General features: G+C 40.1%; 26 protein-coding genes and 3 tRNA genes. 21 read left to right on the top strand and 8 right to left on the bottom strand.

What is annotated here, in order from left to right; translation table 11 throughout:
* Window positions 1-23 precede the first annotated feature (23 nt).
* Genes ABIM45_04800 through ABIM45_04835 form a run of 8 tightly spaced genes read left to right on the top strand, consistent with a single transcriptional unit; the run spans window position 24 to window position 9,047 of the window.
* Window positions 24-824 carry a hypothetical protein gene (locus ABIM45_04800; protein ID MEO0239226.1) on the top strand — a complete coding sequence of 267 codons (801 nt, stop codon included), beginning with the start codon at window positions 24-26 and terminating at the stop codon, window positions 822-824.
* On the top strand, window positions 821-2,086 hold the full coding sequence (locus ABIM45_04805) for a peptidylprolyl isomerase (protein MEO0239227.1): 1,266 nt from the start codon (window positions 821-823) through the stop codon (window positions 2,084-2,086). Before ABIM45_04800 ends, ABIM45_04805 begins: the two co-directional genes overlap by 4 nt.
* Complete coding sequence (locus tag ABIM45_04810; GenBank protein ID MEO0239228.1) at window positions 2,083-2,385, top strand: RNA-binding S4 domain-containing protein; 303 nt, start codon at window positions 2,083-2,085, stop codon at window positions 2,383-2,385. The genes ABIM45_04805 and ABIM45_04810 overlap by 4 nt, the downstream gene beginning before the upstream one ends.
* The gene (locus ABIM45_04815) at window positions 2,364-3,674 is read left to right on the top strand and encodes a tetratricopeptide repeat protein (protein MEO0239229.1); all 1,311 of its coding nucleotides are present in this window, start codon (window positions 2,364-2,366) and stop codon (window positions 3,672-3,674) included. The genes ABIM45_04810 and ABIM45_04815 overlap by 22 nt, the downstream gene beginning before the upstream one ends.
* An 18-nt stretch (window positions 3,675-3,692) precedes the next feature.
* Entirely contained in the window at window positions 3,693-4,949 is a 1,257-nt protein-coding gene (locus tag ABIM45_04820) for a VWA domain-containing protein (protein MEO0239230.1), read from the top strand.
* Complete coding sequence (locus ABIM45_04825) at window positions 4,946-5,482, top strand: FHA domain-containing protein (GenBank protein ID MEO0239231.1); 537 nt, start codon at window positions 4,946-4,948, stop codon at window positions 5,480-5,482. The genes ABIM45_04820 and ABIM45_04825 overlap by 4 nt, the downstream gene beginning before the upstream one ends.
* Entirely contained in the window at window positions 5,479-6,996 is a 1,518-nt protein-coding gene (locus tag ABIM45_04830; GenBank protein MEO0239232.1) for a protein phosphatase 2C domain-containing protein, read from the top strand. The genes ABIM45_04825 and ABIM45_04830 overlap by 4 nt, the downstream gene beginning before the upstream one ends.
* Window positions 6,960-9,047 (top strand): WD40 repeat domain-containing serine/threonine-protein kinase, encoded by a 2,088-nt coding sequence (locus tag ABIM45_04835; protein ID MEO0239233.1) that lies wholly within the window; start codon window positions 6,960-6,962, stop codon window positions 9,045-9,047. The genes ABIM45_04830 and ABIM45_04835 overlap by 37 nt, the downstream gene beginning before the upstream one ends.
* Here ABIM45_04835 and gmk read toward each other — a convergent pair.
* From gmk to ABIM45_04850, 3 genes are all read right to left on the bottom strand, one after another.
* The gene (gene gmk / locus ABIM45_04840; GenBank protein ID MEO0239234.1) at window positions 9,039-9,644 is read right to left on the bottom strand and encodes a guanylate kinase; all 606 of its coding nucleotides are present in this window, start codon (window positions 9,642-9,644) and stop codon (window positions 9,039-9,041) included. The genes ABIM45_04835 and gmk overlap by 9 nt on opposite strands.
* Entirely contained in the window at window positions 9,641-11,464 is a 1,824-nt protein-coding gene (gene glmS / locus ABIM45_04845; GenBank protein MEO0239235.1) for a glutamine--fructose-6-phosphate transaminase (isomerizing), read from the bottom strand. The genes gmk and glmS overlap by 4 nt, the downstream gene beginning before the upstream one ends.
* Window positions 11,465-11,474: 10 nt before the next feature.
* Window positions 11,475-11,559, bottom strand: a tRNA-Leu gene (locus tag ABIM45_04850).
* Window positions 11,560-11,659: 100 nt separating this feature from the next.
* On the opposite strand from ABIM45_04850, the gene ABIM45_04855 reads away from it, so the two are divergent.
* The 11 genes from ABIM45_04855 (at window position 11,660) to ABIM45_04905 (ending at window position 17,907) form a co-directional block, all read left to right on the top strand.
* Window positions 11,660-11,750: transfer RNA gene (locus ABIM45_04855), tRNA-Ser, on the top strand.
* 66 nt (window positions 11,751-11,816) lie between these two features.
* A complete protein-coding gene (gene rplM / locus ABIM45_04860) occupies window positions 11,817-12,257 on the top strand; it encodes a 50S ribosomal protein L13 (GenBank protein ID MEO0239236.1) in 441 nt (146 codons plus the stop codon).
* 12 nt (window positions 12,258-12,269) lie between these two features.
* The gene (rpsI, locus tag ABIM45_04865) at window positions 12,270-12,668 is read left to right on the top strand and encodes a 30S ribosomal protein S9 (protein ID MEO0239237.1); all 399 of its coding nucleotides are present in this window, start codon (window positions 12,270-12,272) and stop codon (window positions 12,666-12,668) included.
* A complete protein-coding gene (gene rpsB / locus ABIM45_04870; protein MEO0239238.1) occupies window positions 12,622-13,392 on the top strand; it encodes a 30S ribosomal protein S2 in 771 nt (256 codons plus the stop codon). Before rpsI ends, rpsB begins: the two co-directional genes overlap by 47 nt.
* Before the next feature lie 14 nt (window positions 13,393-13,406).
* Entirely contained in the window at window positions 13,407-14,003 is a 597-nt protein-coding gene (gene tsf, locus ABIM45_04875; GenBank protein MEO0239239.1) for a translation elongation factor Ts, read from the top strand.
* On the top strand, window positions 13,993-14,706 hold the full coding sequence (gene pyrH / locus ABIM45_04880; GenBank protein ID MEO0239240.1) for a UMP kinase: 714 nt from the start codon (window positions 13,993-13,995) through the stop codon (window positions 14,704-14,706). Before tsf ends, pyrH begins: the two co-directional genes overlap by 11 nt.
* Before the next feature lie 23 nt (window positions 14,707-14,729).
* Window positions 14,730-15,287 carry a ribosome recycling factor gene (gene frr, locus ABIM45_04885; GenBank protein ID MEO0239241.1) on the top strand — a complete coding sequence of 186 codons (558 nt, stop codon included), beginning with the start codon at window positions 14,730-14,732 and terminating at the stop codon, window positions 15,285-15,287.
* Window positions 15,277-15,978, top strand: a complete 702-nt coding sequence (locus ABIM45_04890; GenBank protein ID MEO0239242.1) for an isoprenyl transferase — start codon at window positions 15,277-15,279, stop codon at window positions 15,976-15,978. Before frr ends, ABIM45_04890 begins: the two co-directional genes overlap by 11 nt.
* On the top strand, window positions 15,968-16,759 hold the full coding sequence (locus ABIM45_04895) for a phosphatidate cytidylyltransferase (protein ID MEO0239243.1): 792 nt from the start codon (window positions 15,968-15,970) through the stop codon (window positions 16,757-16,759). Before ABIM45_04890 ends, ABIM45_04895 begins: the two co-directional genes overlap by 11 nt.
* Entirely contained in the window at window positions 16,750-17,034 is a 285-nt protein-coding gene (locus ABIM45_04900) for a MazG nucleotide pyrophosphohydrolase domain-containing protein (protein MEO0239244.1), read from the top strand. Before ABIM45_04895 ends, ABIM45_04900 begins: the two co-directional genes overlap by 10 nt.
* Window positions 17,035-17,043: 9 nt before the next feature.
* The gene (locus tag ABIM45_04905) at window positions 17,044-17,907 is read left to right on the top strand and encodes a DMT family transporter (GenBank protein MEO0239245.1); all 864 of its coding nucleotides are present in this window, start codon (window positions 17,044-17,046) and stop codon (window positions 17,905-17,907) included.
* A 3-nt stretch (window positions 17,908-17,910) separates the two neighbouring features.
* On the opposite strand, the gene ABIM45_04910 is transcribed toward ABIM45_04905, so the two are convergent.
* A tRNA-Val gene (locus tag ABIM45_04910) sits at window positions 17,911-17,985 on the bottom strand.
* An 89-nt stretch (window positions 17,986-18,074) separates the two neighbouring features.
* On the opposite strand from ABIM45_04910, the gene ABIM45_04915 reads away from it, so the two are divergent.
* Window positions 18,075-19,532, top strand: a complete 1,458-nt coding sequence (locus ABIM45_04915) for a response regulator (protein ID MEO0239246.1) — start codon at window positions 18,075-18,077, stop codon at window positions 19,530-19,532.
* Here the strand turns inward: ABIM45_04915 and ABIM45_04920 are convergent.
* The gene (locus tag ABIM45_04920) at window positions 19,524-21,155 is read right to left on the bottom strand and encodes a lamin tail domain-containing protein (protein MEO0239247.1); all 1,632 of its coding nucleotides are present in this window, start codon (window positions 21,153-21,155) and stop codon (window positions 19,524-19,526) included. The genes ABIM45_04915 and ABIM45_04920 overlap by 9 nt on opposite strands.
* Window positions 21,152-21,589, bottom strand: a complete 438-nt coding sequence (dtd, locus tag ABIM45_04925) for a D-aminoacyl-tRNA deacylase (protein MEO0239248.1) — start codon at window positions 21,587-21,589, stop codon at window positions 21,152-21,154. Before dtd ends, ABIM45_04920 begins: the two co-directional genes overlap by 4 nt.
* Before the next feature lie 104 nt (window positions 21,590-21,693).
* Here dtd and ABIM45_04930 point away from each other — a divergent pair, with 104 nt between their 5' ends.
* Window positions 21,694-22,356 (top strand): hypothetical protein, encoded by a 663-nt coding sequence (locus tag ABIM45_04930; protein ID MEO0239249.1) that lies wholly within the window; start codon window positions 21,694-21,696, stop codon window positions 22,354-22,356.
* A 224-nt stretch (window positions 22,357-22,580) separates the two neighbouring features.
* On the opposite strand, the gene ABIM45_04935 is transcribed toward ABIM45_04930, so the two are convergent.
* Together ABIM45_04935 and ABIM45_04940 are read right to left on the bottom strand one after the other, a co-directional pair.
* Window positions 22,581-22,787: a heavy-metal-associated domain-containing protein gene (locus ABIM45_04935; protein ID MEO0239250.1), complete on the bottom strand. Its 207-nt coding sequence runs from the start codon at window positions 22,785-22,787 to the stop codon at window positions 22,581-22,583.
* Window positions 22,788-22,796: 9 nt separating this feature from the next.
* Window positions 22,797-24,947 (bottom strand): cation-translocating P-type ATPase, encoded by a 2,151-nt coding sequence (locus ABIM45_04940; protein ID MEO0239251.1) that lies wholly within the window; start codon window positions 24,945-24,947, stop codon window positions 22,797-22,799.
* Window positions 24,948-25,013: the final 66 nt, after the last annotated feature.

A 25,013-nucleotide genomic window follows, 5' to 3' on the forward strand; every position in this document is an offset into this window, starting at 1 on the left:
ACCAAACAAAATTGGAGGTGTTTATGTTAAGAAAATTATTTTTTATGGGGCTAATCCTTTTAATTAGCCTCACAAGCTGCAAGAAAGAAAAAGGTGAAGTGGTCGCAAAAGTGGATGGCATCAATATCACTAAACAGGAACTGGAAATACAAACTCCAGAAGGATTCAAAGGCGACCCAAGGGTCGCAAATGAAATTTTAAATCAATACGCAAATGAAGTTTTATTGTACAAGGCGGCAAAAGATGAAGGTTTTCTCAAAAGGGAGGACTTAAAGGCCCAAATTAAGGTAACGACCATCAAAGTGGTTAGCCAATACTATTTAAACGAAAAATTGCAAAATGTAAATGTAACCGAAGATGAAATAAATCGAGAGTTGCAGAAAACCAAGCCATATTTTTCCAAGAAGATTGATATGCTGGTTCTATACTACTCCGATCCCTCGAAAGCTTCTCAATACAAGCAGCTCCTTTATAACCCATATCCAGTTATTGTTTCCGAAGTAAACAAACTTAACCCACAAGAAGTTCAGGTTGCCCCGCTAAGTGAAAACCTCGGAGTTATTTATTACACCTACGGTGAAGACCTCTTCAAGATTATTAACAATTTAAAGGTTGGAGAAATATCCGAACCAGTTCCTCTTCGGCAAACTGGGTATTACGCCCTAATAAAAATTCTTAACATTCAAAATGCAGAAATCAATGAAAATGACATAAAAGATTTTCTGCATAAAACTTTAATTTCAATAAAGCAAAGCCAACTAAGGGATTCTATTTTAACTGCACTCCAGAACAAATATAAAATTTCGGAGGTCAAAGGGAAATGAGAAGAACAGGACTACTTGTACTGCTTCTCTCAGGTTTTTTATATGCCCAGACTACTATAGAAGATAAGGTCGTCGCACGGGTTGGTGACGAAGTAATAACTCTATCTGAACTAAACGAACTTTATGAGAACTACAAAAATCTCTACCCCAATATGAGCGAAAAGGACCTTAAAAACTCGATACTCCAAGAATTGATTAATAACAAGTTAATCTTACAGGCAGCAAAAAAGGATACGACAATTGCTAAACCCGGGCCAGAGGAAATAAACCAGGCCCTCGAGGAGAGAATTAAATACTTTGAGCAGCAATATGGAACCGAAAACTTCGAAAATATGCTGAAAAGTCAAGGCCTGACAAGGGAAAGCCTAAAAGAGATGTACAGGGAAAATATCTCTGACGAAATCCTGGTTCAAAGGTATATTGACAAATATGTAAGGCCTAAAATCCAGGTAACCCCTCAGGAAATACGCAACTTTTACGACCAGTACAAAGACTCTTTAAAAGAGCCGGATATGTATAGAATTTCGCACATCTTCATCAGGGTAAAGGTAGATTCTGCGCAAGAAGCCGTGGCTCTCAAAAAAGCCCAATCACTTTACAATCAGCTTACGAAAGGGGCCAGTTTTGAAGACTTGGCCAATAGATACTCCGACGACAGAGAATCCGCAGCATATGGAGGAGCAATAGGTACAATTCCCAAAAACTTTTTCCCACCAGAAGTCCAGGAAAAACTGGACAAGTTGAATCCCGGCGAAATATCAGAGCCTATAAGGGGCGACAACGGTTATCACATTTTTAAAATGGTTAGCAAAACTGCAACGAGCTACCAACTAAAACATATCTTAGTAAAAGTAGAGCCCAAAGCTGAGGAATGGAATAAAGCATACCAGAAAGCCCTATCCATTAAAAATAAAATAGACGTACAAAAACAGGATTTCGAAAGTCTTGCAAAAACATACTCTGATGATGAGGAAACAAAGGACTTAGGTGGAGACCTTGGATGGGTTCCCTACACAAATCTACCAGACGAATACAAGCAAAAATTAGCCAATGCGAAAGTTGGAGATATTATTATAATCAAAACACAAAATGGCTATGACATTGTAAAAGTGACCGACAAAAAACAGGGCAAAGTTCCCGAATTTTCAGAGGTGCAGAACAACATCAAACAATATATCGAGAATGTAAAATTGCAAGAAGAGCTTTCAAAGCTTATTGAGGATTTAAAGAAAAAGACTTTTATTGAAATAAAAGAATTTTGAGGATAGACCTTTTTTTGAAAAAGGTTGGAATCTTAGAATCCCGCTCAAAGGCAAGGGATGTTACTATTAAAGTTAATGGACAAGAGAAAAAGCTTTCCTATGAAGTAAAAATCGGCGACGAGGTTGAAATTACTTTGGAAGATGGAAGCTACCTTAGATTCCAGGTTTTGGACATTCCTTCCCAAAATGTTCCCAAAAACAAACGTTCGCTATATATTAGAATAATTGAGCAAGGAAAGTTATCTAACTTTTTAGAAAAAGAAGCGAGTTTCTTAAAATGGTTATTCGAAAATCATTAATCTTTGCTACGCTTCTTGCCACTTCTTGTGCTTACTTCAATACCTTCTACAACACCGAGAACTATTTTAAAGAGGCAGAGAAAATTTACAGAGAAAAAGGGCAACTAACAAGAGAAGCATCGACAAACTACAACAAAGTCATCGAAAAAAGCTCTAAAATCTTCGAATACTACAAAACCTCTCAGTACGTTGACGACGCCCTATTTTATACTGCAATTGCATATAAAAGACTGGGTAACTACTCGCAGGCAAAAATAAAATTTGAGGAACTTTTTAAATATTTCCCCAATTCAAAATATCGCAAAAAAGCCCTCTTAGAGTATGTTGATCTTCTTATTACAATGAACTACTTAGACGAAGCTAACGCAACAATAAAGAAAAATCCTGAACTTGCAAGGGATCAAGATTTTCTCGCAGTCAAATCAAAACTCCTATATGTCAATGGTGAATACAGAGACCTTTTGAACCTCGTAAACGATAACTGGAAAGCCCTTCAAAAAAACCCTTTTAAAAAAGCAATTTATTCTCTGGCTTTAGAGGCTGCGGTAAAAACCGGAAACATAGATATAGCGGAAAAGGTTTTAAAACAACTGGAGAAGCTTGTGAGCAGTGACAATGAAAGGGCTTATTTAATGACGACAAGGGCAACTATTCTTGCAAACAAAGGAGATTACGAGCAAAGCATCAAAGTTTTAGAAGAGTCAAACCTTCCGGAAAATTCGATCCCATATAGAAACATAAAATACGAAAAGGCAAGGATATTAACTCAGGCGGGGCTTTACGATAGAGCCTTAGAAGAACTCAAAGCCATTGAGGAAAAATCAATTCGAGATTCGGTATATTTCAAGGCACTCTTTTTGAAAGGGAAAATAATGGAAACCCTCGATAGCTTAAGTATAGCTCTTTCCATATATCAGGATTTAAGAAACTTTCCAATATCACAAGCAATGAGAGAAGAAGTTGAACTAAGGTATAAGACTCTACTGGAAGTTTCATCGGATACTCTCGAAGAATCAGACGAAAGTAAACTTCGCAAGGCGGAGCTCTTCCTTTACGACCTTAAGAATCCCGAAAAAGCTTTAAAGATATACGAGGAACTTACTCAAAATGCAAAAAGTGAAAATGTTAAACTCAAAGCCTTATACGCTGAAATGCTGGTCTATTTATATCATCTGAAGGATGAGGGAAAAGCCAGGGAAATAGCTGAAAGAATAGTTTCAGAATACCCTGAAAGCACTCAGGCCTCAAAGATTTTAGAACTAAACCTGTTGAATGTTAAAAAAGAATAACTTATAATTTTTCACATTATGGCACTATTCAAATCAAAAGAGTCGATTGTTTTGTCTTATTTATGGGACAATCCCACAATAACAAAAAATCTACCCTTTGAAGAACAGCGTTTTTTATTGCTAAAAATTAGGCCATTGGAAATCCCACCACCTCCCAAGGTAAATCTAATCCTCGTTCTCGACAAAAGCGCCTCAATGGAAGGCGAACCCTTAGAAAACCTGAAAAAGGCAGTAAGGGAAATTCTCCAGATTCTTGACGACGAGGACCATATTAGTATTATACTTTTTGACTCCGAAGCGAGAGTTTTGGTGTCAAATACACCAGCCTCTCAAAGAAAGGAAATACGAATGAGGGTAGAAGACATCTTTCCCCTCGGGGGGACGTCAATAGATGAAGGAATTGAACTGGGAATCAAAGAGGCTGAAAAGTTCCGCGGTCCTGATGTTCTCAGCTGGATGATCTTACTTACCGATGGTAAGAACGAACATGGCGACAACAAGCGCTGTTTAGACCTTGCAAGAGAGGCAAGGAAAATGGGAATAAATATCTCCACTATCGGCCTTGGTAGAAAGTGGGACCCGAAACTACTGGAAGAAATTGCTGACCTTTCAGGTGGCAAGATGTATTTTGTTGAAAATCCGGAGGATTTAAAGGAAAGGTTCGTAAAAGAATTTCAGAACATAAAAAATGTAGCCTATCGAGATGTTAATTTAAAAATTAGATTCGAAAAAATTGCTCGAATGTCTGAAGTCTCTCCGGCCTTTTTAGTGACGCCTCAAATCAAAAAGATTGAACCGCTTTGGGACGGGACCCAGTGGATCATCGAAGTAGGGAATCTGGAAAGAGATAAAGAGAAACTCGTCCTTCTCCAGCTCTTCCTTTCTGAGCCGGAATCAAGTTACATAAACAAAATTTTTGAGTACGAAATCGAGTATAGAACGATCTTAGGCGAGAAACTGACCACACAAGCCCATAATGTGGTCCTGGAGGTTACAGAAAGTTATGTTGCACAATTCGATGACGAAGTTAGAGAAACACTCGAGAGATTAAGCCTTTACATTCAGCAGGAGTTGGCAGAAAAGTATATTGACGAAGGGAAACCATTAGAAGCTCTAACAATATTGCAGACAATGGTTCAAACTGCGGTGAAGTTTGAAAATGAAACATTGAAAAAATTAATCGAGGAAAATATCAAAAAGATAAAGGTAGAAGGCTCTCTCCCCGAAGAGTTTAGAATAGAAACGAAATATAAGACAAAGATGGTAGAAGAATGAAGTGTCCAATTTGTGGTTTTCAAAATAAAAGCGGTGTTAAATTCTGCGAAAGATGTTTCTCCGCCCTTGATATATTCAGCGTAAAACCGGAAGAGGAAGGCGTCTTTTGTCCAAATGGTCATTGGAATCCTGCAGGTGTTAAATTCTGTACCGTTTGTGGGGCGCCTATCCAAAAAGCTGAAGTTTTATTAAGTCCCTACGTTTTTGTAGATAAAGAAACAGGGGATCTGGTTTCTATACCTTTAACAGAAGACAAAGTAACAAGGGTTGTAATCGGAAGAAAAAGTAATGAGTTCACACCGGATGTTGACCTTTCTTCCTTCAGAAATTCTGCAACGGTATCGAGAAGACATGCAAGACTTACGATAAACAAGGAAACCGGTGAAGTGATTATTGAAGACCTTGAAAGCACCAATGGAACATACATCAATGGAGAACGATTAGAGCCACAAAAACCTTATAAATTACAACCTGGTGATGTGGTGAGCTTCAGTAAGAAACTGCATCTAGTTTTTGAGGTTAAAGAATTATGAGACTCTTGAGATGTCCAAGGTGTAATACTTTCAACGCCGCTGAAGCCGAAAAATGCATCATTTGTGGCTTTGAACTCAATTCCAAATTCTGCCCCAAATGTGGCACCAAAGTAGAGTTAGATACAGAAACATGTCCAAACTGTGGATATAACCTTGTACGTCTCTTTTTCACCCCCTTCTTCCTGAAAGAAATAAAGGATTCAAAATACAGAATCCACTCAAAAGAAAGATTTGGCACTATCCTTCAAGAAGTAAATCCAAATCTTACCAAATTACTCGTTGAATCACCTATCCAGCGTTTTTACGGTGCCCTCGGCAACTTAGTAGACATCATTGAAATAGGGCCTAAAGAGTACGTTCCCGTAATTGAAAAGCCGCAGGAAATAAAAGAATTACATCAGCTTTGGGAAGAAAACGGCGACAGAAGGAAAATCGAGATTTTAAGAAATCTTATACAACTTGTAATTAATCACAACCTCTTTTATCCAGACAAACTGGAAGAGGTAATCTTTGACGAAAAAAATAGGCCTATATTCCAGGTTTCCGTTGAAAAGAAAAGGGGATTTATAGATCCCAATGAATTCCTTTGCAAAATAATCTCGGGACTAAAAGGGGCGAAGGATTCATTATGGGAAAAGGGAAAGGCAGAAATCCTAAAGGAAAGCTGTGATTTCGTATCGCTGAACAAATGGATAAGAGAGTTGGAACAAAGGCTCAAATCCCCTCTCATCAAATACGCAGGAATAAGCGATAAAGGTCCTGCGAGAGCTAACAATGAGGACGCAATACTCATGTTCAGCACCAAGTGGGAAACCAATATCAAGGATACTTCTGAAACATACCATCGATACCTCTTTGTCCTTTCAGATGGACTTGGAGGGCATGAAAAAGGAGAGGTCGCTGCAGAACTCATAATTGAAGGGATAAAGAAAGAGTTTACTAAAAACTTACTGCCGAAGAAACAGATTCAACTTGAAGATGTAATAGATTCTCTCCAGGTGGTAAATAATCGTGTATATTCGATGAACCTCGATAAGGACAATCAAACGGACAAAATGGGTGGAACAGTCTCTGGAGTTATCATAGACAATGAAAGATTTATAATTTTCAATGTAGGAGACTCACCTATATTCATCCTCACCGATGATATGATTACAGAAATCTCTACAAGAGATGTCTCAGAGCACAAATCCAAGGCAATAACCCAGGCCATAGGAATAAAAAGTTCTGAAGATATTAAAATCCACATTGATGAATTGAAAACACCAGAATCTAAGTTTAAAATTCTCATCTGCTCTGACGGCCTTACTGATGTAGTTGGGCCCGGGGAAATCAAAAAAATTATAGATAGTAAAAAGGGTGATTTGCACGAAGTGTGTACAAAGCTCGTTCAGGAAGCCTACAAAAGAAAAACTACAGATAATGTAAGCGTGATATTAATTGAGGCTGAAAAGGAAACTATCATAGGAAAGGTGCAATGGAAAAGTGCCCAAGATGCGGTAAAGATAATTTAGACAATGCGGTTTTCTGTGCCTTTTGTGGTTACAAGTTTGAAGATATAACTTGTAAAGTCTGTGGAGAACATAATCCTCCTCAAGAGCTATTTTGTGTAAAATGTGGTAGTCCCCTCTCTGAAACTCCTGTTATTATTGAAAATAGATACAAGCTGATAAGGAAAATTGGTGTCGGTGGATTTGGAAAAACTTACCTCGCAGAAGACCTTCAACTTTTCGGGAAAAAGGTTGTGATAAAAGAATTCAGCATGAACGTTAGTAAATTTGAAGAATTCGCAAAGTATACCCAAAAAGAAGGAATGGTCCTTGCCAAATTGAATCACCCCCAGATTCCCAAAATTCACGGATTTCTGGAAGATAGAAAAAATGCAAAAATTTACCTCATCCAGGATTTTGTTGAAGGAAAAAATTTAAGGCAAATTCTCGCAGAGCGCAAAAAACTCGAAGAAGACGAAGCTATAATTGTTTTAAAAGATGTCCTGGATATTCTTCATTATCTCCACTCTTTCAACCCGCCATTGGTCCATCGCGATATAAAACCAGAAAACATAATTGTTGACCCAAATGGAAAGGCATTTCTTGTGGACTATGGAGCTGTTATCGAATATCAGAGTGATCAAAAAGACAGAGAAATAATCTATACAAAGGGCTATGCAGCCCCTCAACAAAAACAAGGATATTCAAGCCCCTCCACGGACCTATACTCCTTGGGTATTGTTGCCATTGAAATCCTCACAGGATTAAATCCCGAAAAATTTAAGGATGAAGAAACCGGGATAGTAGATTACTCAGTAATTAAAGATTTAAGCGTAGAACTCAGAGATTTCCTGATGCGAATGACTAAACCATCTCCTGCTGATAGATTCAAGAACGCAGCAGAAGCTAAGAGCGCCCTTGATATAATAGAAAAAATAAGGACCTTGAGGGACATAAAGATCAATCAGTATAGAGGGAAAATAGGAGATAAAGAGCGTAAAGAAATCATTGATATGGCCCACAAATTGGGAATTCCATCTGACCTAATCAACAAAGTAATTGACGAAGAAAAACACAAAACAACCGTCAAAGCTTCTACTTCAACCAGCTCAGTAGCAACTTCCCCCTTTGTTACCAGGCTCTCAATGGCTCCACAAACTGGGGCTGTTACTACCATCAAAATGCTTGGCAAGGTTCAGGCTCATCAGGGTGCCGCAATAAAAGTAATTTTTTCTCCAAAAGGCGATAGCATGATAACAGCGGGCCTCGATGGAGTTGTAAAGGTCTTTGGTACCTCAGATTGGGAGAGGAAGATCTCGTTAAAGGCCACTTCAGAAGATGATGCTGTTACGGATATAAAAGTATCACCAAATTCCCAATATTTTGTAGTATCAACCAAGAACGGACTTGTAAAGTTTTATGAAACTTCAGCCTGGACCCGTTTAAGCGTTGTTAAATTACAGAATGACGAAATTTCGGAAATTGCCTTTTCTCCAGATTCCAGGTTTCTTTATGCTGGCGGCTATGAAAATATAATATCCATTTTCGACCTTATAAAGGTTGAAAAAATAGGAGCAATGGCAGGTCACAATACCTGGATAAGCTGTCTTGACCACTCACCCAAAGCGCCCATACTTGTCTCGGGTTCGTGGGATGGCACAGTTATTATATGGGATACTTCAACCTTTAAACAGAAACAGGCAGTAAAAGAGCACCTTGGACAGGTTAGAAAGATAAAATTTGCCAATTCTGGAAAATTTTTCATAACCGTTGGAAACGATGGAAGGCTTACGCTTTGGGATTCAAACACTTTGAATGCTATCAAAAGGCATCAGATATCAGAAGATTCCAGAAATATTGTGGATATAGCAATAACTCCTGACGAAAACCACGTTCTTATAGCTTTAGAAACAAGGCTCTTTGTAATGGGCCTCGAACTTATGGATAAGAAAACAGAAATCGACCTTCAGACGAGGAGATGCACCAGTATTAGCATATTCCCTCAAAAGAATTATTTTGCAACCAGTGACGCTGAAGGAATGATCAAACTCTGGAAATTGGCGGGGCTAACTTAAGTCAATCTTGAATATTACCCTTTCTCTCTTCATTCGTTCTGCATGGATGATGTGGATGATATTCATAGCGGCTTCAGCAATAGAACTACTTATGACCCAGTATTCGTAACGCTCCGCCCACTTGAGCTCTAATTTGGCCCTTTCAAGCCTTTCAATAAGTTCCTCTTCACTCTCTGTTTTTCTTAAACTTAGCCTTCTTTTGAGCTCCTCAAAAGAAGGTGGCAGCAAAAAGATTGAAACCAGGTCTTTGCCAAAAATCCCCTCCAACGTGTTTCTACCCTGGATGTCTAGATCCATTATAACATCCTTTCCTGCCTTCAAAGCCTCCATTACTGGGGCTTTTGGAGTTCCATAATATTCTCCTCCAAAGACCTTGGCCCATTCCAAAAGTTCTCCCTTTTCTATCATCCGTTCAAATTCTTCCTTTGAAACGAACTTATAATCAACGCCGTCTCTCTCGTTGGGACGTGGAGGCCTTGTAGTAACTGATACGGAATAAAAGAGATCAGGTTCTAACTTTCTAACTTCACTTAAGACTGTGGTCTTTCCCGTTCCAGAAGGGGCTGAAATTACAACTACAAAAGGCTTGTGGTTCATTCTACCGTCACGCTTTTTGCAAGGTTTCTGGGTTTATCAACATCACATCCCCTGCCTACCGCCACATGGTAAGCAAAAAGTTGCAGAGGAATTATGGACACTATAGGGGTGAACAATTCATTTACACGGGGAATTTCAAAGGTATAATCACTCAATGCCTTCATTTTCTCATCGCCCTCAGTGATAACGGAGAGAATGACTCCGCCCCTTGCCTTTACTTCCTCCAGATTGTTTATAGATTTTTCGTAGACTGACGTATAGGGATTAATAAAGACCACAGGCAGATCCTTATCTACAAGGGCAAGGGGGCCATGCTTCATCTCGCCAGCGGCGTAACCTATCGCATGAATATAAGAGATTTCTTTAAGTTTCAAGGCACCCTCTAAAGCTGTAGGATAATTTACCCCACGACCTAAAAACATAAAATACTTGGCGTCAAGGAACTTATCAGCTACTTCCTTAATCTGTGCATTTTTATCCAGTACCTTTCTTATCATTGACGGTATCTCATTAAGCTCCTTCCTCAATGTTTGAAATTCTTCTTCTGATACATACCCACGTAGCAAGCCAACTTCAAGACTCAGAAGGGTTAGAATTAAAATCTGCGCTGTATAAGCCTTAGTTGAAGCTACTCCAATTTCAGGACCCGCATTGATATACAAAACATAATCCGATTCTCTTGCAATAGAACTATCTTTCACATTAACAATCGAAAGCACCTCAAGTCCGCTCTCCTTTACCATCTTGACACCTGCAAGGGTATCTGCCGTTTCACCTGACTGACTTATGGCGATGACTAAGGTATTCTGGTTGAGTACCGGTTCTCTATAACGAAACTCTGATGAAAAATCCACATCGGTCTGGATTTTTGCGAGCTTCTCCAGTACATATTTACCAACGAGTCCAGCATGTAACGAAGTCCCGGACGCCTGAATAAGGATTCTATCTTTATTCAAAAGTAACCTTCTCAAATTAAAATCTTTGAGGAGCGTTACTTCCTTTCCGCGAATATAATATTCAAGATTCCTGGAAATAACTTCTGGCTGTTCGAAAATCTCTTTAAGCATAAAATGGGGAAATTGTCCCTTCTCAGCCATATCGACAGTCCACTCGACCCTGGAAATTTCTTTCTTTTTCTCATTTCCGTTGAAATCTATAATTCTCCAGCTATCCTGGGTTAACACAGCTATTTCACCATCAGCCAGTGGGACAACTTCTTTGGTGTGCGCCAGTAAAGGTGTAATGTCGGACGCCAGAAACATCTCCCCTTTCCCAATCCCCACTATTAGAGGGCTATTCATTTTAACCCCAATAATTTTATCGGGCTCATTGGAAGAAACAATCACAAGAGCAAAAGAACCTTTAAGCCTATTAACAGTTTTTAATACAGCATCAACGAGGGAACCTTCGTAATACTCTTCTATAAGGTGAGGAACCACTTCACTGTCGGTTTCAGAAATGAACTTGTGTCCACGGGATTCCAGTTCTCTTTTAAGTTCTTCAAAATTTTCTATAATTCCGTTGTGAGCAACGGCAATCTGTGATTTACAGTCTACATGAGGATGGGCGTTGATGTCGTTTACCTTTCCGTGAGTTGCCCACCTTGTATGGCCTATTCCCACTTTACCATTGAAGGCTAAACCATTGACGAGGTTATAAAGATCGCCGATTCGCCCAGCACGCTTTCTAACTAATAGCCTGCCATTGTGGATAACAGCAATACCTGCAGAATCGTAGCCTCTATACTCCAGTTTCTCGAGGCCGACGAGAATTACCGAATCAAGATCTTTATTACCAATGTAACCGATGATTCCACACATTTTAATAAAATGCCGGAGGAGGGACTCGAACCCTCACGGCCTTGCGGGCCACCGACTTTTGAGGCCGGCGCGTCTTCCGATTCCACCACTCCGGCGTGTCGTTAATTATAAATCCATGATTGTTTACATTCAAACAAAAACGAATGACATCCGACTTGGTATTTCAAACTTTTTAGTTTATACTAAGACACGCTCGGAGAGGTGCCCGAGCTGGCCGAAGGGGCACGATTGGAAATCGTGCGTACCCCTAAAAGGGGTACCGTGGGTTCGAATCCCACCCTCTCCGCTTTTATTACACAATTTGAATTTACGTTCCTGTGAGAGTATAATATTGGAAATGGAGGAGATGTAAATGCGTACTTTTTTGCCTAAAATAGAAAACATTGAGAGAAAATGGTTTCTCGTGGACGCTTCGGGAATTGAGTTGGGGCGTCTTGCCTCAAGAATAGCTTTGCTTCTACAGGGAAAGCGGAAAAGAATATACACTCCTCACATCGATACTGGTGATTTCGTCGTTGTGATTAACGCAGAAAAAGTTGTTTTAACAGGTAAGAAATGGGATCAAAAAATCTATTATCATCACTCCAACTACCCAGGCGGATTAAAGGCAAGAACAGCAAGACAGATCTTCGAAAGTCACCCTGAAAGGTTAATTGAACTTGCAGTTAAAAGAATGTTGCCTAAAAATAAGCTTGGGCAGAGGATGTTCTTGAGACTTAAAGTCTATAAGGGTCCTGAACATCCCCACAAGGCCCAGAACCCTGAACCCATTGATATATTGAAAATAAATTAAGGAGGTTAAAACTTGGAAGGCACCAAAGTAATTTTTGCTTGGGGATCCAGAAAGAGATCAGTGGCAAGGCTTCGTCTTAAAGAGAATGGTAAAGGCAGAATCTACGTTAACGGACTCAGACCGCTTGAGTACTTCAATAGAGAAGATCTGGTTATACATGCACTGGAGCCACTGAAGGTTGCTGGCTTAGAGGGTAAATTCGACGTTGTTTGTAAGGTAGAAGGCGGTGGCAAGTCCGGTCAAGCTGGTGCAATGAGACTTGCTTTAGCAAGAGCATTGAAAGCCTTTGATGAGAACCTAACCGAGGTCCTTAAGAAGTTCAGAATGCTATCAAGAGATCCAAGAGAAAAGGAGAGGATGAAATATGGAAAGAGCAAGAGAAGAAAATCTCCACAATACTCCAAGCGATAATAACATAGCATTTCCAGTTACTTTGAAAGACCTTCTCGAGGCTGGGGTACAGTTTGGACACAAGAGAAGGCGTTGGAACCCCAGGATGAAGCCTTTTATCTTTACTGAAAGAGACGGACATCATATAATTGACATCAGAAAAACCTATGAAAAGTTGCAGGAAGCTTACAACTTTTTGAAACGTCTATCTTCAAGGGGTGGAACTGTCCTTTTTGTGTGCACAAAGAAGCAGGGCAAAGAAATTGTTGCAGAAGAAGCAAAAAGGTGCGGCGCTTTTTACATGACAGAAAGGTGGCCTGGTGGCACCCTTACCAATTTTGAAACGATTAGAAGCAGAATCAATCGGATGAAAGAATTGATGCAGATGAAAGAAACCGGAGAGATAGAACAGTATCCCAAGAAAGAACAACTTCTCATGCTAAAGGAACTGGAAAAATTGCAAAAGGTATTCACCGGGATTATGGATATGGAGACCCTACCTGATGCAGTTTACATCGTAGATCTTGTGAAAGAAGATATAGCCTTTAGGGAAGCAAAACGCCTTGAGATACCGGTAATAGCAATTGTAGATACAAACGCAGATCCATCTCAGGTTGATTATCCCATTCCTGGTAACGATGACGCAATAAGGTCAATTGCCCTTATAACCAAAACCCTTGCCAATGCAATCCTCGAAGGGAAACAGGGTGCAGAGACTACAATGGTCGAGAAGAAAGAAGAGTAAGGAGGTAAAAAATTATGTCAATTCCTGCAAATTTAATTAAAGAATTGAGGGAAAGAACAGGTGCTGGAGTTCTTGATTGCAAAAAGGCCCTTGAAAAGACCAACGGTGATATTGAAAAGGCTGTTGAAGAACTTAGAAAAATGGGCCTTGCTAAGGCGGACAAAAAGCTGGACAGAGAGACCAAAGAAGGAATAATAGAAGCTTATATCCACCCAGGAGCGAGGCTTGGTGTCCTCGTTGAAGTTAATTGCGAAACTGATTTCGTCGCAAATACTGACGAGTTTAAAAAGTTGGCTCACAACCTTGCCCTGCAAATCGCTGCAATGGCTCCTAAGTATGTAAAAAGAGAAGATGTGCCAGAAGAAGTTATTGCAAAGGAAAAAGAGATATTAATGGAGCAACTTAAGAGGGAAGGGAAGCCCGAAAATGTCATACAGAAAATAGTTGAAGGAAAGATGGAAAAGTTTTATCAAGAAAACGTCCTTTATGAACAACAATTCTTCATGCAACCAGAAATTACCGTCGAAGAATATATAAAACAGCACATCGCAAAATTCTCTGAGAATATAAGAGTTAAGAGGTTTGCGAGGTTTAAAATAGGTGAAGAGTAAGTATCACCGGGTACTCCTCAAGCTGTCGGGCGAGCTTTTTGGTAACGAGAAGGAAAATTTAGATATTAATTTCCTTAACAGGATTTCAAAGGAAATTGCTTACTGTTCCAGGGATTTGGGGACCCAAATTGCCATTGTAGTAGGTGGTGGTAATATCGTACGCGGGAAAACCATAGAAAAACTTGGATTTGACAGGATATCCGCTGATTATATGGGGATGCTTGCTACCGCGATCAACAGTATGGCGCTTCAGAATGCCCTTGAAAAAGAAGGCGTTGAAACAAGAATAGTCACCGCCATAGAAATTAGAGCGATAGGTGAACCTTTTATAAGAAGAAAAGTTCTCAAGCATTTGGATAACAATAGAATTGTGATCTTTGCTTGTGGAACCGGGAATCCCCTTTTTACGACAGACACAGCGGCAGCCCTCAGAGCAGGCGAAATAAAGGCCGACATACTGTTGAAAGGTACAAAAGTAGATGGTGTTTATGACAAAGACCCCAAGATGTACAGTGACGCGAAGAAGTTTGACTATTTAGACCTCAAAACCATGCTTAATTTAGAGCTTGAAGTGATGGATCAAACTGCTATCGCCCTCTGTCGTGAAAACAAGATTCCCATTTTGGTTTTCGATGTTACGAAAGAAGGGAATTTAACCAAAGCATTAATCGGAGAAAAAATAGGTACCTTTGTTGAGGTTTAACCTTTCCATAGGAGGCCGCCAACATGTTAGACAAGGTATATAAAGAAGTTGAATCTCGAATGAAAAAGACCGTTGAAAATTTTGAAAGAGAAATCTCAAGGTTAAGAACCGGTCGTGCTACTCCTTACCTACTGGACGGAATAAAAGTGGAGTATTACGGCTCTCAGGTCCCCATAAATCAGATTGCTACCATCCAAATACCCGATCCATCAATGATTTTGATCCAACCCTGGGACAAGTCGGTGATAGGCGAAATTGAAAGAGCTATCAAAAAAGCCGGCCTGGGCCTTAATCCTCAGAGCGACGGTAATGTACTCAGAATTCCTATACCTCCACTTTCAGAAGAAAGGCGTCAGGAACTCGTAAAATTGGTTAGAAAATACGCCGAAGATGCTCGGGTGGCCATTAGAAATATACGGAGAGACGGTGTCGAACAGGTAAAAAAGATGGAGAAAAACAAAGAGATTAGCGAGGATGATTCTAAAAGGGCGGAAAAACAACTCCAGGAACTCCACGACAAATACATCGAGGAGATCAACAAACTGGTAAAAAATAAGGAGAAAGAGATTCTTGAAGAATAACCTGCCTCAGCATGTGGCCATTATCATGGATGGTAATGGCCGCTGGGCACGGGAGCGTGGACTTCCAAGATACTTGGGGCACAAGGCGGGGGCAGAGTCCACCAGGGAAGTCATAAAAACCTCTCAACAACTTGGCATCAAGTACCTAACCCTTTACACTTTTTCAATAGAAAACTGGCGGAGGCCAAAGCAGGAAGTTGACTTTTTAATGACCCTCCTTCGGAAGTTAATTCGAGATGAAGTGGACAGTCTATACAAAAACAACGTCAAGCTCGATTTCATAGGAAAAATAGAACTTTTTCCTGAATCTTTGTCCTACGAACTTAAAAGAGCAAAAGAAAAAACGGCAACGTGTACAGGGTTAAATGTAATTCTCGCACTATCTTATGGCGGAAGAGCCGAGATCTTAGATGCTGTAAAAAGGATCGTCAAAGAAGGTGTCAACCCTGATAATATTACTGAAGAGCTCTTTAAGAAATACACCTACATGCCCGACATCCCTGAACCGGATCTTCTTATAAGAACAGGAGGAGAGGTGCGCATTTCTAATTTCCTGTTATGGCATATAGCCTACACTGAACTTTACTTTACACCGACTTTATGGCCCGATTTCCGGAAAGAGGAATACATTAAAATTCTCCAGGACTACAGCAAAAGAGAAAGGAGATTTGGCGGTGTCGTTGAAGGCTGAATTAAAAATAAGAACCCTTACAGCCATTGTTTTAATTCCCGTGGTTCTGCTTTTAATATATCTCGGGAAATTTTATTTTACTTTATTGGTAATTGTCGCCTTTGGATTAGCGCAATGGGAATTCCTGAATCTTTACGCCGTTAAAAAAAATCTTGCCTTTTACGCTACCTTTCTTCTTGTTACAGCAATATTAGGCTTTTATTTTAATTACACCTCCATAGTGCTTCTTTCAATTCTGCTCCTCTACTTTCCTATACCTATCCTATGGAGCAGAGACTACAAAATCAAAGAATTCGCCCTGACCACTTTTATCTTCCTTTACATAGTGATAGGAGCCATCTCGGCATTGATAATAAGACAAAAAATGGGAATTAAAGGGATTTTGTTCTTCCTCTTTATCATCTGGATCTTCGATAGCATGGCATACATCGCCGGGTACTTCTTTGGGAAACACAAACTTGCAGAAAAAGTAAGCCCTAAGAAAACTATAGAGGGATACATCTACGGAATCCTCTTTACTATTCCCTTTGGCTTTTTATTGCACTTTTTGAAAATCACACCTTCACAAAACCTTTACATCAATATAATTCTTACATTTTTAATATCTATTCTCTCCCAAATCGGCGACCTTGTTGAATCCGCCTTCAAAAGAGAAGTTGGAGTTAAAGATTCCTCAAATCTATTCCCCGGGCATGGGGGGATGCTTGATCGGATTGACAGCATCATCTTCACAGCGCCTTATTTTGCCTTGATAACAAGGATCCTGGGACTATGGAAATAAAAGAATTTCAGAAGATCATAAGAGAAACCTATTTTGAGAAAGACTCAAAGAGGGGCAAAGCGGAGACCTTTCGCTGGTTCGTTGAAGAAGTCGGGGAACTGGCAAAGGCGATGAAGCACGAATCGAAGGATGAACTAGCAGAAGAATTTTCCGACGTCTGTGCCTGGCTCTTTTCCTTAGCCAACCTCTACGATATCGATATGGAATCTGCAGTCTCAAAATACTCCAAAGGTTGCCCTAAGTGTAAAAAATCGCCTTGCCAATGCAAGGAATGAGAATCCATTATGTCAGAGAGAAAGGCCATTCTTTATGTAGTACTTTCTTCATTAATCTGGAGTACATCTTTTCCCGCCGTAAAATTAGGTCTTAGTTATCTTCCACCAATTCTTTTTATTTTTCTTAGGTTCTTTCTTGGCACCCTCTTTTACATCCTTTTATTTTTTGCTTTTGAAAAAAAATTTGACCCAAACATTTTCAAAGAAAAATCGATCTACCTACTCGGCCTGGTAACCTACCTCTCCTACATTTTTCAATACTTAGGTCAGCAATACACCTTCGCTTCCCGTACTGCTCTCATAATAAACCTCTTTGTGATATGGGTTCCTATATTGGCAATTCTTCTTCTAAAAGAAAAACCTCCGAGGAGATTCTTCCTTTCTTTCGCTTTTCTTTTACCTGGAATGTTCCTGCTTACTACGGGCAAAAATGTAAAAGAATTTTTCCACTCGAGAATAATGGTCGGCGACCTTATCGTGCTCCTTGCCTCTTTCTGTTGGGCCTTTTATGTGATACTCTCCAAGAACCTCTTGAAAAGGTATAATTCACACGAAGTCAATATGATAACCTTCGGCATAACTGCCTTACTTTCCCTTCCAACCTTTCTCCTTCTGGATAAGGGGACCAGCATAGTTCTAAACTGGAAAAGCATTCTCCTCGTGGTCCATCTTGCACTAAACTGCACTGTCCTCGCTTACTATCTTTATGTTACCGGCTTAAAACATGCGGGTGCTATAAAATCCACCTTTTTTGTATCCCTTGAAGTACTGTTCAGTTTTATTGTAGCAGTGGTATTCCTTGGAGAAAGATGGGCACCCTTAGAATTGGTAGGCGGTGCGATGATGCTAATGGCTATAGCCTTAACAATTTAAAAGTGGGCAGAGGAGGATTCGAACCTCCGACCTCTGGTATGTGAGACCAGCGTTCTAACCAGACTGAACTATCTGCCCGTAGTTTATATATTATATTCTAGAGAGCAGGAATTTTAAAGTCTTTTAGAGGAGGCTTTCTCCATGTTCATCGCTTTATAATTTAAATTATGAAAATCCTGTGGCTCGATGATGAAATTGACCTTCTGAAGCCTCACATCATGTTTCTTGAGGATCAGGGAATGAAGGTCATAGGTATCGACCATCCTTTAAAGGCACTGGAAATAGCAAAGTCCGAAGACTTTGATGTAATCCTCATAGATTATAAAATGCCCCAGATTTCGGGAATAGAATTTGCAAGGGAAATCAAGAAGTTGCATCCCAACGTGCCTTTAGTACTAATAACTATGGTTCAGGATAAAGAGGTTATGGATGAGGCCTACTCTATTGACGTATTTGATTACCTCGTAAAACCCGTTCAACCTTCCCAGATCCTTGCGGTATTAAGAAAACTGGAAAAAGACAAAATAAAAAACCGCGCTGAAACCCGCAGAATTTTAAACTACTACAATGCTATAAACAGTCTCGGAAATGATTGGAAAGACTGGCTTGAAAAGGGTAGACTTCTCTTTTACTGGATGGTAGAAAGCCCTGAAGATGAACTTTTAAAAGAAGAATTGAAGACAAAAAATCAAGATTTTGCTACCTGGGTTATGAGAAAATACCCAGAACTCCTCAATACACCCGAAGTTCCTTTTATTTTCAGGATTTTCCAAAATCACGTATTCCCATTACTCAAAAATGGCGAGAGAGTTACTTTAATTGTCTTCGATAATTTTAGATTTGACCAGGCTCTTGAATTATCCAAGGCAATTCCATCGGGCTACAACGTCGAAATCCATCCCATATTCTCTGTTCTACCAACTGCGACCCAGTTTGCCAGAAACTCACTCTTCTCAGGACATACCCCTTACGATACCGAAAGAAGAAATCCCGGCTGGACGAGGGATAACTTACACGAAAAGGAGCTCTTAGAACAAAACCTCATTGAAAATGGCTTCAAAAATCTTCCCCATGTCATCAAAAAAATCAATTCCTTAGATGCTTTTAAGCAAGAGATTTTCGATGCAGGTCTGCCTCTCGAAGTTTACGTTATCAACTTTTTCGATATGATCTTTCATCTTCGAGAAGCAGAATCACCGCTCAGGGGGCTTATCGAAAGTGCAGAAGACTATGTAAAATTATGCAAATTCCTTCTCGAAAGTGCTAACTTTTTAGAAAAGTTGCACACACCAAATATTATCATAACCACTGACCACGGTTGGGTAAAAGGAGAAAAACCTGTGGTAATCCAGGGTGGTATGGAGACAACGGAGGGATTACGTTTCAAATTTGGTGACTCTTTGAAAGCTTTAGAAGGTAAACCCGTTGAATTAATGGATCTCAAAAAGTTTGGAATCCCCCAGATTGCAAGAATGCTCTTTTTAGCAAAGGGGTACGATTTCTTTGTTTACAAAAGTGACCCAGGTAAATACAAAAAGAGATACATGGGCGGTCTTTTCCACGGTGGTCTAAGCATTGAAGAAATGATCATACCACTAATAAGACTAAAAAGGCGCCTATCTTAAAATTCCTATCACCTCTTTCTTCGAAAAGAGCTTTCCTTGAAGAGTTCGACCCTTCACAAACAGGATGTACATCCCCTCATCAAGTTCAACACCATCAGCGTATGGATTAATCGTAAAGTCCAACTTACCATCCTCCAGAAGTTTTTCGCTGAAAAAGGTCTGGACCTTCTTTCCATCTAATCGGTAAAGTTCACAGGTTGCATAAACGGGAAATTCAGGAAATTCCACTTTAACCGCAATAGCCGGAACACCCCTCGAGGGCGAAAGGGCTTTCGAAGAAAGGGAAAGAAGAGTTCCCCCCGATGGTGGTAAAATCTGGATTGAATTCTTTCTCCCCATGGTGTTACCTTCCTTCGATGAAATCCAATTGTATTGAGAGTTTGACGGCAAGAAAGGTGAAAGTCTTTCTAAGGAAACGTTGTAAGACCCTCCCCAGCGGGCGGAATAGGGTACCACATCTACGATCTGACCGTAGGAATCGTATAGAAAGACAGTATCTCCAGTATTGTTAAGGGGAGGGAAATTCTTAAGCACCGTGCTATTTGAAATATTGAGGATTGCTGAAGAAAAAACAAAGTAGGAATCTGGCATAAGGGTGATTTCGGGTGCAGATTCTGATCTTTTCACAGGGTCGCCAACGCAATATCCCCTCAAAGAAATCGGACTATTTGAAACATTGTAAAGCTCAACCCACTCCATATCTCCGTTATACATAATTTCGTTTATTACTACCGGTGGCCTTCCTGAAAAAACCTGCAAAAAAGTCGAATCAAAGTAGATATCCTGAATTCCAACACGTAACCAGGCAGGATAGGTGCCCTGAGGTATTAGAAAAGGTCCAATTTTAACAGAGGTAGTAGAATCGGGAAAAAGGGATACACTCCTCTCCTCTTCAGAAGATGGCAAGGCCCCATGAATTTCGTAATTTAACTTCACAGCACTTAAAAATTCAGTACCTGTGTTTGTTATGCTTACAACAAAAGCCAGCTCGCAATCCCCACTCCTTTCAACCTTCACTTCCACCATTTTCAAGTTAAAGGGTTTTGAAACAGAATTCTCCCTTCCACAGGTATTGCCACCTGCTTCGTTACAATACCTCCAGTTGTCCGCATTATCCGGTCCCCAATAATATTTCCGTTCAAAACTCACCCCATCCTTTAATCTCAGAGGAAATCCACTTCCCAATCCAAAGGATGAAACAACGTTGCCGCTTCTATCTATAAGACATAACGTATCATTAGAAGAGAGGCCATTTCCCAAGTCTGTATCCTTAGTTGTCATCACTGAAATTCCACCGGGGAGCGAATAGGGCAAATAATTCTCTCCCTCTACAATGTACTCTCTGTCTAAAATGACTCCGTAGGACTTCGGCGGTACTCTTGTGGTGGCTTTCACCCTCGGATAAAATTGAAGGACTTCCGTAAAAGGAACGATGCTATCGAACTCGGCATTATCCCTGAGTTTAAAAAGTCCCATATCAACGGTATCATCATCAGGGTTATAAATCTCTATAAACTCATTACGGTCGCCGGGGGATAAAGAGCCCGTCTCCGGACCCAGTGGGTCCAGCATAACCTCGGTAATAACAGGATAAACAAAGACGAAAAATAATAAAATACTCATAAATCAAGCACGAAGGTTACGGGGCCGTAATTGATCAACTTCACTTCCATTTTTGCCTGAAAAATGCCTTTGGAAACTCTAATTCTCTCTTCCTCTAATTTCTCACAAAACTTTTCGAAAAACAGACGCGCCTTCTCCGGTTCCATACAATTATCAAAGGATGGGCGTCTGCCTTTTTCTATGTCCCCCTCGAGGGTAAAATTGGGCACTACAAGAATCCCAAGGCCGAGATCCTTTACCGACAGGTTCATCTTCCCGTTTTCGTCTTCAAAAATTCTCAGTTCTAATATTTTCTTAACAGCTTTGGAAATCTTCTCTTCACTATCCCCTTTCCCGAACCCAACAAGGAGCAAAAGTCCAGACTCTATCCCGGATACATAATTCCCCTCAACCCAGACTTCCGCCGTCTTAACCCTTTGAATTACCACCCTCATCTTTCACCTCCCCATTTATTTTAACCGTTAAATCCTGACCTTAAAAAGCCTTTTAATGTGCGAACAATTTTTCTAACCAAGGTTGACGGGTTAAAATCATTAAAATGTTTTCAATCCTTTTCCTAACCCTTCAGCTTCTCACACCGGAACAAATCGGTTTTTACGTCTCAAATTTAACGAAAGCTTCTCGTTCTCGAAACAAAGACTCTCTCCTTTACTATTACAACGAATTGAGAAATAAAGCCAATCCGCGAGAAGAAAATTACCTCTATGCTTACGCCAATGGGCTTGCGATTTTCCTAATTTTAACATCAGACAGCCTTTACGCAAATGAACAGTACGTCGACAGCGCTATTCTTTATTTAGAAAAGTGCACCCAATTGAAACCCGATTTCTCCGACGCCTACGCTGTCCTGGGTTCCCTCTACGGTATGAAGGCCATAATGAACCTTTCCCGCGTCGTGTACTGGGGGAAAAGATCAAAAGAGGCTTTTCAGAAGGCAAAGTCCCTTGATCCTGAAAATCCAAGAGTTTATTATTTGGAAGGAATATCTTTCTTTTTTAGACCAAAAACCTTTGGAGGAGGTAAAGAAAAGGCAAAGAAAAATTTTAAGAAGGCATTGGTCTTGTTCCATAAAGAAAAAAATCCCCTTTCATGGGGGTATATGGAATGTAAGGCGACAGAAACTAAAAAATTAGCCTCAAAAGTTTTTGCCTCACCAAAGGCAAAGAAACCGGTAAGTGCGCGTTTAAAAACGAGAACCTAATTCTTTCGGGTAAAACTCCGAGGGTGAAAACACAAACCATAATAAAGACTATAAACCAAGGTAAAAACTTAAAAAAGCTCTTTAAACTAAAATCTTGGGAAAAGTCGAAAAACGCCACTTTCACAAGACACCAAAATAAACCAAATCTTGCCCAACACCCAACTTAAAAAGATGAGATCAAGGTAAAATACCCTCTATCAGAGGAGCTTGTGAAGATAGAAGCCTTAAACTTCCTCGACCCTTTCCGGAGGATAATCAATCTCTTCTAACTTCTCTCTAACCTTATCAAAATTTGCCGTCTCTATAAAAAGTAATTTCTTTTCAACATCGATCTCAAATTTCTTTTCACCGATCTCTTTCAGGGCCTCCGTAATTCTCATCTTGCAATGATTACAATGAATGGCTGGAATATATACTTTGTACCTTGCCATAACACCCCCTTATTTTAGCCTCATTGAATTCAAAATCACAGATATTGAACTAAAGGCCATTGCACCTTCAGCCATAACAGGGTGCAAAAGACCGATCATAGCGAAAGGAATTGTAACACCGTTATACAAAAAAGCCCAAATCAAATTTTCTTTAATCTTCGTTAAAAGCTTTCGGGAAAGGCCTACGAGATCAATAATGACAGAAAGCCCTCCCTTTAAAATAACGGCATCAGAATTTTCGATGGCCAGATCCGAACCATGCGACACTGTTACAGCAATATCGGCTGCCTTTAATGCTGGAGCGTCATTTATCCCATCCCCAACCATTAAAACCTTTCTTCCCTGCGATTGAAACTGCCTCACTATGTTTACCTTATCCTCTGGTCTCACTTCGTAGTAAACCTCTTCAATTCCGAGTCTTTTTGCCACATATTTAGCCGATCTTTCATTATCCCCGGTGACAAGAACTGGCGTAATTCCCATCTCTTTAAGCCCTTTTACGGCTATAAGACTATCCTCTCTTATTTTATCTTCCAGAACAAAAAAGCCTATCCTGGTTCCATTTTTCCGAACCTCGACAACAGTACCACCGTTATTTAGATAGTCAAGGTAACCCTCAGAATTTTCTGGCCTACCAATGAAATACTCTTCGGAACGAGATTTAGCAATAAGTCCTACTCCAGGAACTTCCTCAATTTCATATCCCTCAAAAGTTAAGTCATCCTCTAACAGTTTCGAAACCGCATTCGCGAGAGGATGATTTGAGAAACGTTCAAAGTAAACAACTTTTTTCAAATCCTCAAGAGGTAGGTTCTGAAATACCACCACTGGTCTTCCCTCTGTTAAAGTACCCGTTTTGTCAAAGAGTGCATATTTAACATCCATAATGGTTTGAATGATTTCTGCATTTCTTATCAATATGCCCTTCTTTGAAGCCAGTATTGTTCCTCTCACAAGCGCCATTGGAATAGCAAGCCCAAGGGCACAAGGACAGGCAATAACTATAACGGAAACAAAAGTGAAAAGAGAAAAGCCAAGCCTGCTGGTAGATGGTACCCAGGGTAATTTAGAGGAAATTTCCTCGAGGATAGGTTTAAAATGCTCAAAATTGAAAAACCAAAAGATAAAACTCAGTAAAGCAAGGGTAATGATAACCGGTACAAAATAATTAGTTATCCTATCAGCCAACTTTTGTATAGGGACCCTCGAACCTTGGACCTCACTCAAAATCTTAATTATTTCTGATATATAAGACTCTTCAGGCCGCTTTTCGACCTTAACTTTCACAAGTCCTGTTAAATTTAAGGTGCCTCCAAGTACCTTCGAGCCTTTGTCCTTTTCCACAGGGATTGCTTCACCGCTGATCATGGACTCATCAACGCTTGTCCTTCCCTCCTCAATGAGCCCATCAGCAGGAATCCTTTCACCCGGCCTAACCAAAACTAACATACCCTCTCTAAGATGGTCGGCAGGTATCATAACTTCTTCCCCCTCAAGAATAATCCTTGCCTCCTTAGGCCTTAAATTGATGAGTGCCCTTATTTCTCTGAAGGCTTTATCTCGTAAACTGCTCTCTATGAACCTACCGAGGATGTGGAGGGACATGATCATCGCACCTATGGTTCCAAAGGATTCAATTTGGAAGCCGGCAAACCTGAAAACAGAAGTTAAAAGGCAAGTTAAGGCACCGATGGAGATTAATGTATCCATATTTGCGTGATAGTGTGACACCGCGATCCAGGCACCCTTCAAGACATCGATCCCTGCCACAAAAATAACTAAAAGGGTAAGCAGCAATTCTAAATAGTAAAAACCCGGCACATGGATCCCCACCATATGAAGTATCATCAACATGGTCAAAGGAGCCGTTAATATGAGTGCAAAAATCAGATTTCTCAGAGTCCTCTTGTATCTTTTACGTTCAACGTCCTCGGGGGGAGATGTAGATACACCGTACCCCACTTTTTCTACGGCCTTTTTTATTTCCTCAATATCCAATGGCCTCTCGAGAATTATAAAGGCTTGATTTGTGGCGAGGTTTACCGCAGCATATTTAACTCCCGGTACATTCTTAATCGCTTTCTCCACGGTCTTTGCACAGGTGGCGCAGGTCATTCCAGTAATGGTAAGATTTAACTTATCGGGGGATTTATTTTCCATAATAAAAATTTAAACCATATACAACAAAAAACAACAAAAAAGAAAGAGGGGGCGGGGCGTACGCCC

Source organism: candidate division WOR-3 bacterium, assembly GCA_039803545.1.
In the GTDB taxonomy this organism is placed as follows: Bacteria; Hydrothermota; Hydrothermia; order UBA1063; family UBA1063; genus UBA1063.

Coding starts and splice junctions, on each gene's coding strand:
- ABIM45_04800 (MEO0239226.1), top strand. CDS start 24: ATGTTAAGAAAATTATTTTTTATGGGGCTAATCCTTTTAATTAGCCTC.
- ABIM45_04805 (MEO0239227.1), top strand. CDS start 821: ATGAGAAGAACAGGACTACTTGTACTGCTTCTCTCAGGTTTTTTATAT.
- ABIM45_04815 (MEO0239229.1), top strand. CDS start 2,364: ATGGTTATTCGAAAATCATTAATCTTTGCTACGCTTCTTGCCACTTCT.
- ABIM45_04820 (MEO0239230.1), top strand. CDS start 3,693: ATGGCACTATTCAAATCAAAAGAGTCGATTGTTTTGTCTTATTTATGG.
- ABIM45_04825 (MEO0239231.1), top strand. CDS start 4,946: ATGAAGTGTCCAATTTGTGGTTTTCAAAATAAAAGCGGTGTTAAATTC.
- ABIM45_04830 (MEO0239232.1), top strand. CDS start 5,479: ATGAGACTCTTGAGATGTCCAAGGTGTAATACTTTCAACGCCGCTGAA.
- ABIM45_04835 (MEO0239233.1), top strand. CDS start 6,960: ATGGAAAAGTGCCCAAGATGCGGTAAAGATAATTTAGACAATGCGGTT.
- gmk (MEO0239234.1), bottom strand. CDS start 9,644: ATGAACCACAAGCCTTTTGTAGTTGTAATTTCAGCCCCTTCTGGAACG.
- glmS (MEO0239235.1), bottom strand. CDS start 11,464: ATGTGTGGAATCATCGGTTACATTGGTAATAAAGATCTTGATTCGGTA.
- rplM (MEO0239236.1), top strand. CDS start 11,817: ATGCGTACTTTTTTGCCTAAAATAGAAAACATTGAGAGAAAATGGTTT.
- rpsB (MEO0239238.1), top strand. CDS start 12,622: ATGGAAAGAGCAAGAGAAGAAAATCTCCACAATACTCCAAGCGATAAT.
- tsf (MEO0239239.1), top strand. CDS start 13,407: ATGTCAATTCCTGCAAATTTAATTAAAGAATTGAGGGAAAGAACAGGT.
- frr (MEO0239241.1), top strand. CDS start 14,730: ATGTTAGACAAGGTATATAAAGAAGTTGAATCTCGAATGAAAAAGACC.
- ABIM45_04900 (MEO0239244.1), top strand. CDS start 16,750: ATGGAAATAAAAGAATTTCAGAAGATCATAAGAGAAACCTATTTTGAG.
- ABIM45_04905 (MEO0239245.1), top strand. CDS start 17,044: ATGTCAGAGAGAAAGGCCATTCTTTATGTAGTACTTTCTTCATTAATC.
- ABIM45_04915 (MEO0239246.1), top strand. CDS start 18,075: ATGAAAATCCTGTGGCTCGATGATGAAATTGACCTTCTGAAGCCTCAC.
- ABIM45_04920 (MEO0239247.1), bottom strand. CDS start 21,155: ATGAGTATTTTATTATTTTTCGTCTTTGTTTATCCTGTTATTACCGAG.
- dtd (MEO0239248.1), bottom strand. CDS start 21,589: ATGAGGGTGGTAATTCAAAGGGTTAAGACGGCGGAAGTCTGGGTTGAG.
- ABIM45_04930 (MEO0239249.1), top strand. CDS start 21,694: ATGTTTTCAATCCTTTTCCTAACCCTTCAGCTTCTCACACCGGAACAA.
- ABIM45_04935 (MEO0239250.1), bottom strand. CDS start 22,787: ATGGCAAGGTACAAAGTATATATTCCAGCCATTCATTGTAATCATTGC.
- ABIM45_04940 (MEO0239251.1), bottom strand. CDS start 24,947: ATGGAAAATAAATCCCCCGATAAGTTAAATCTTACCATTACTGGAATG.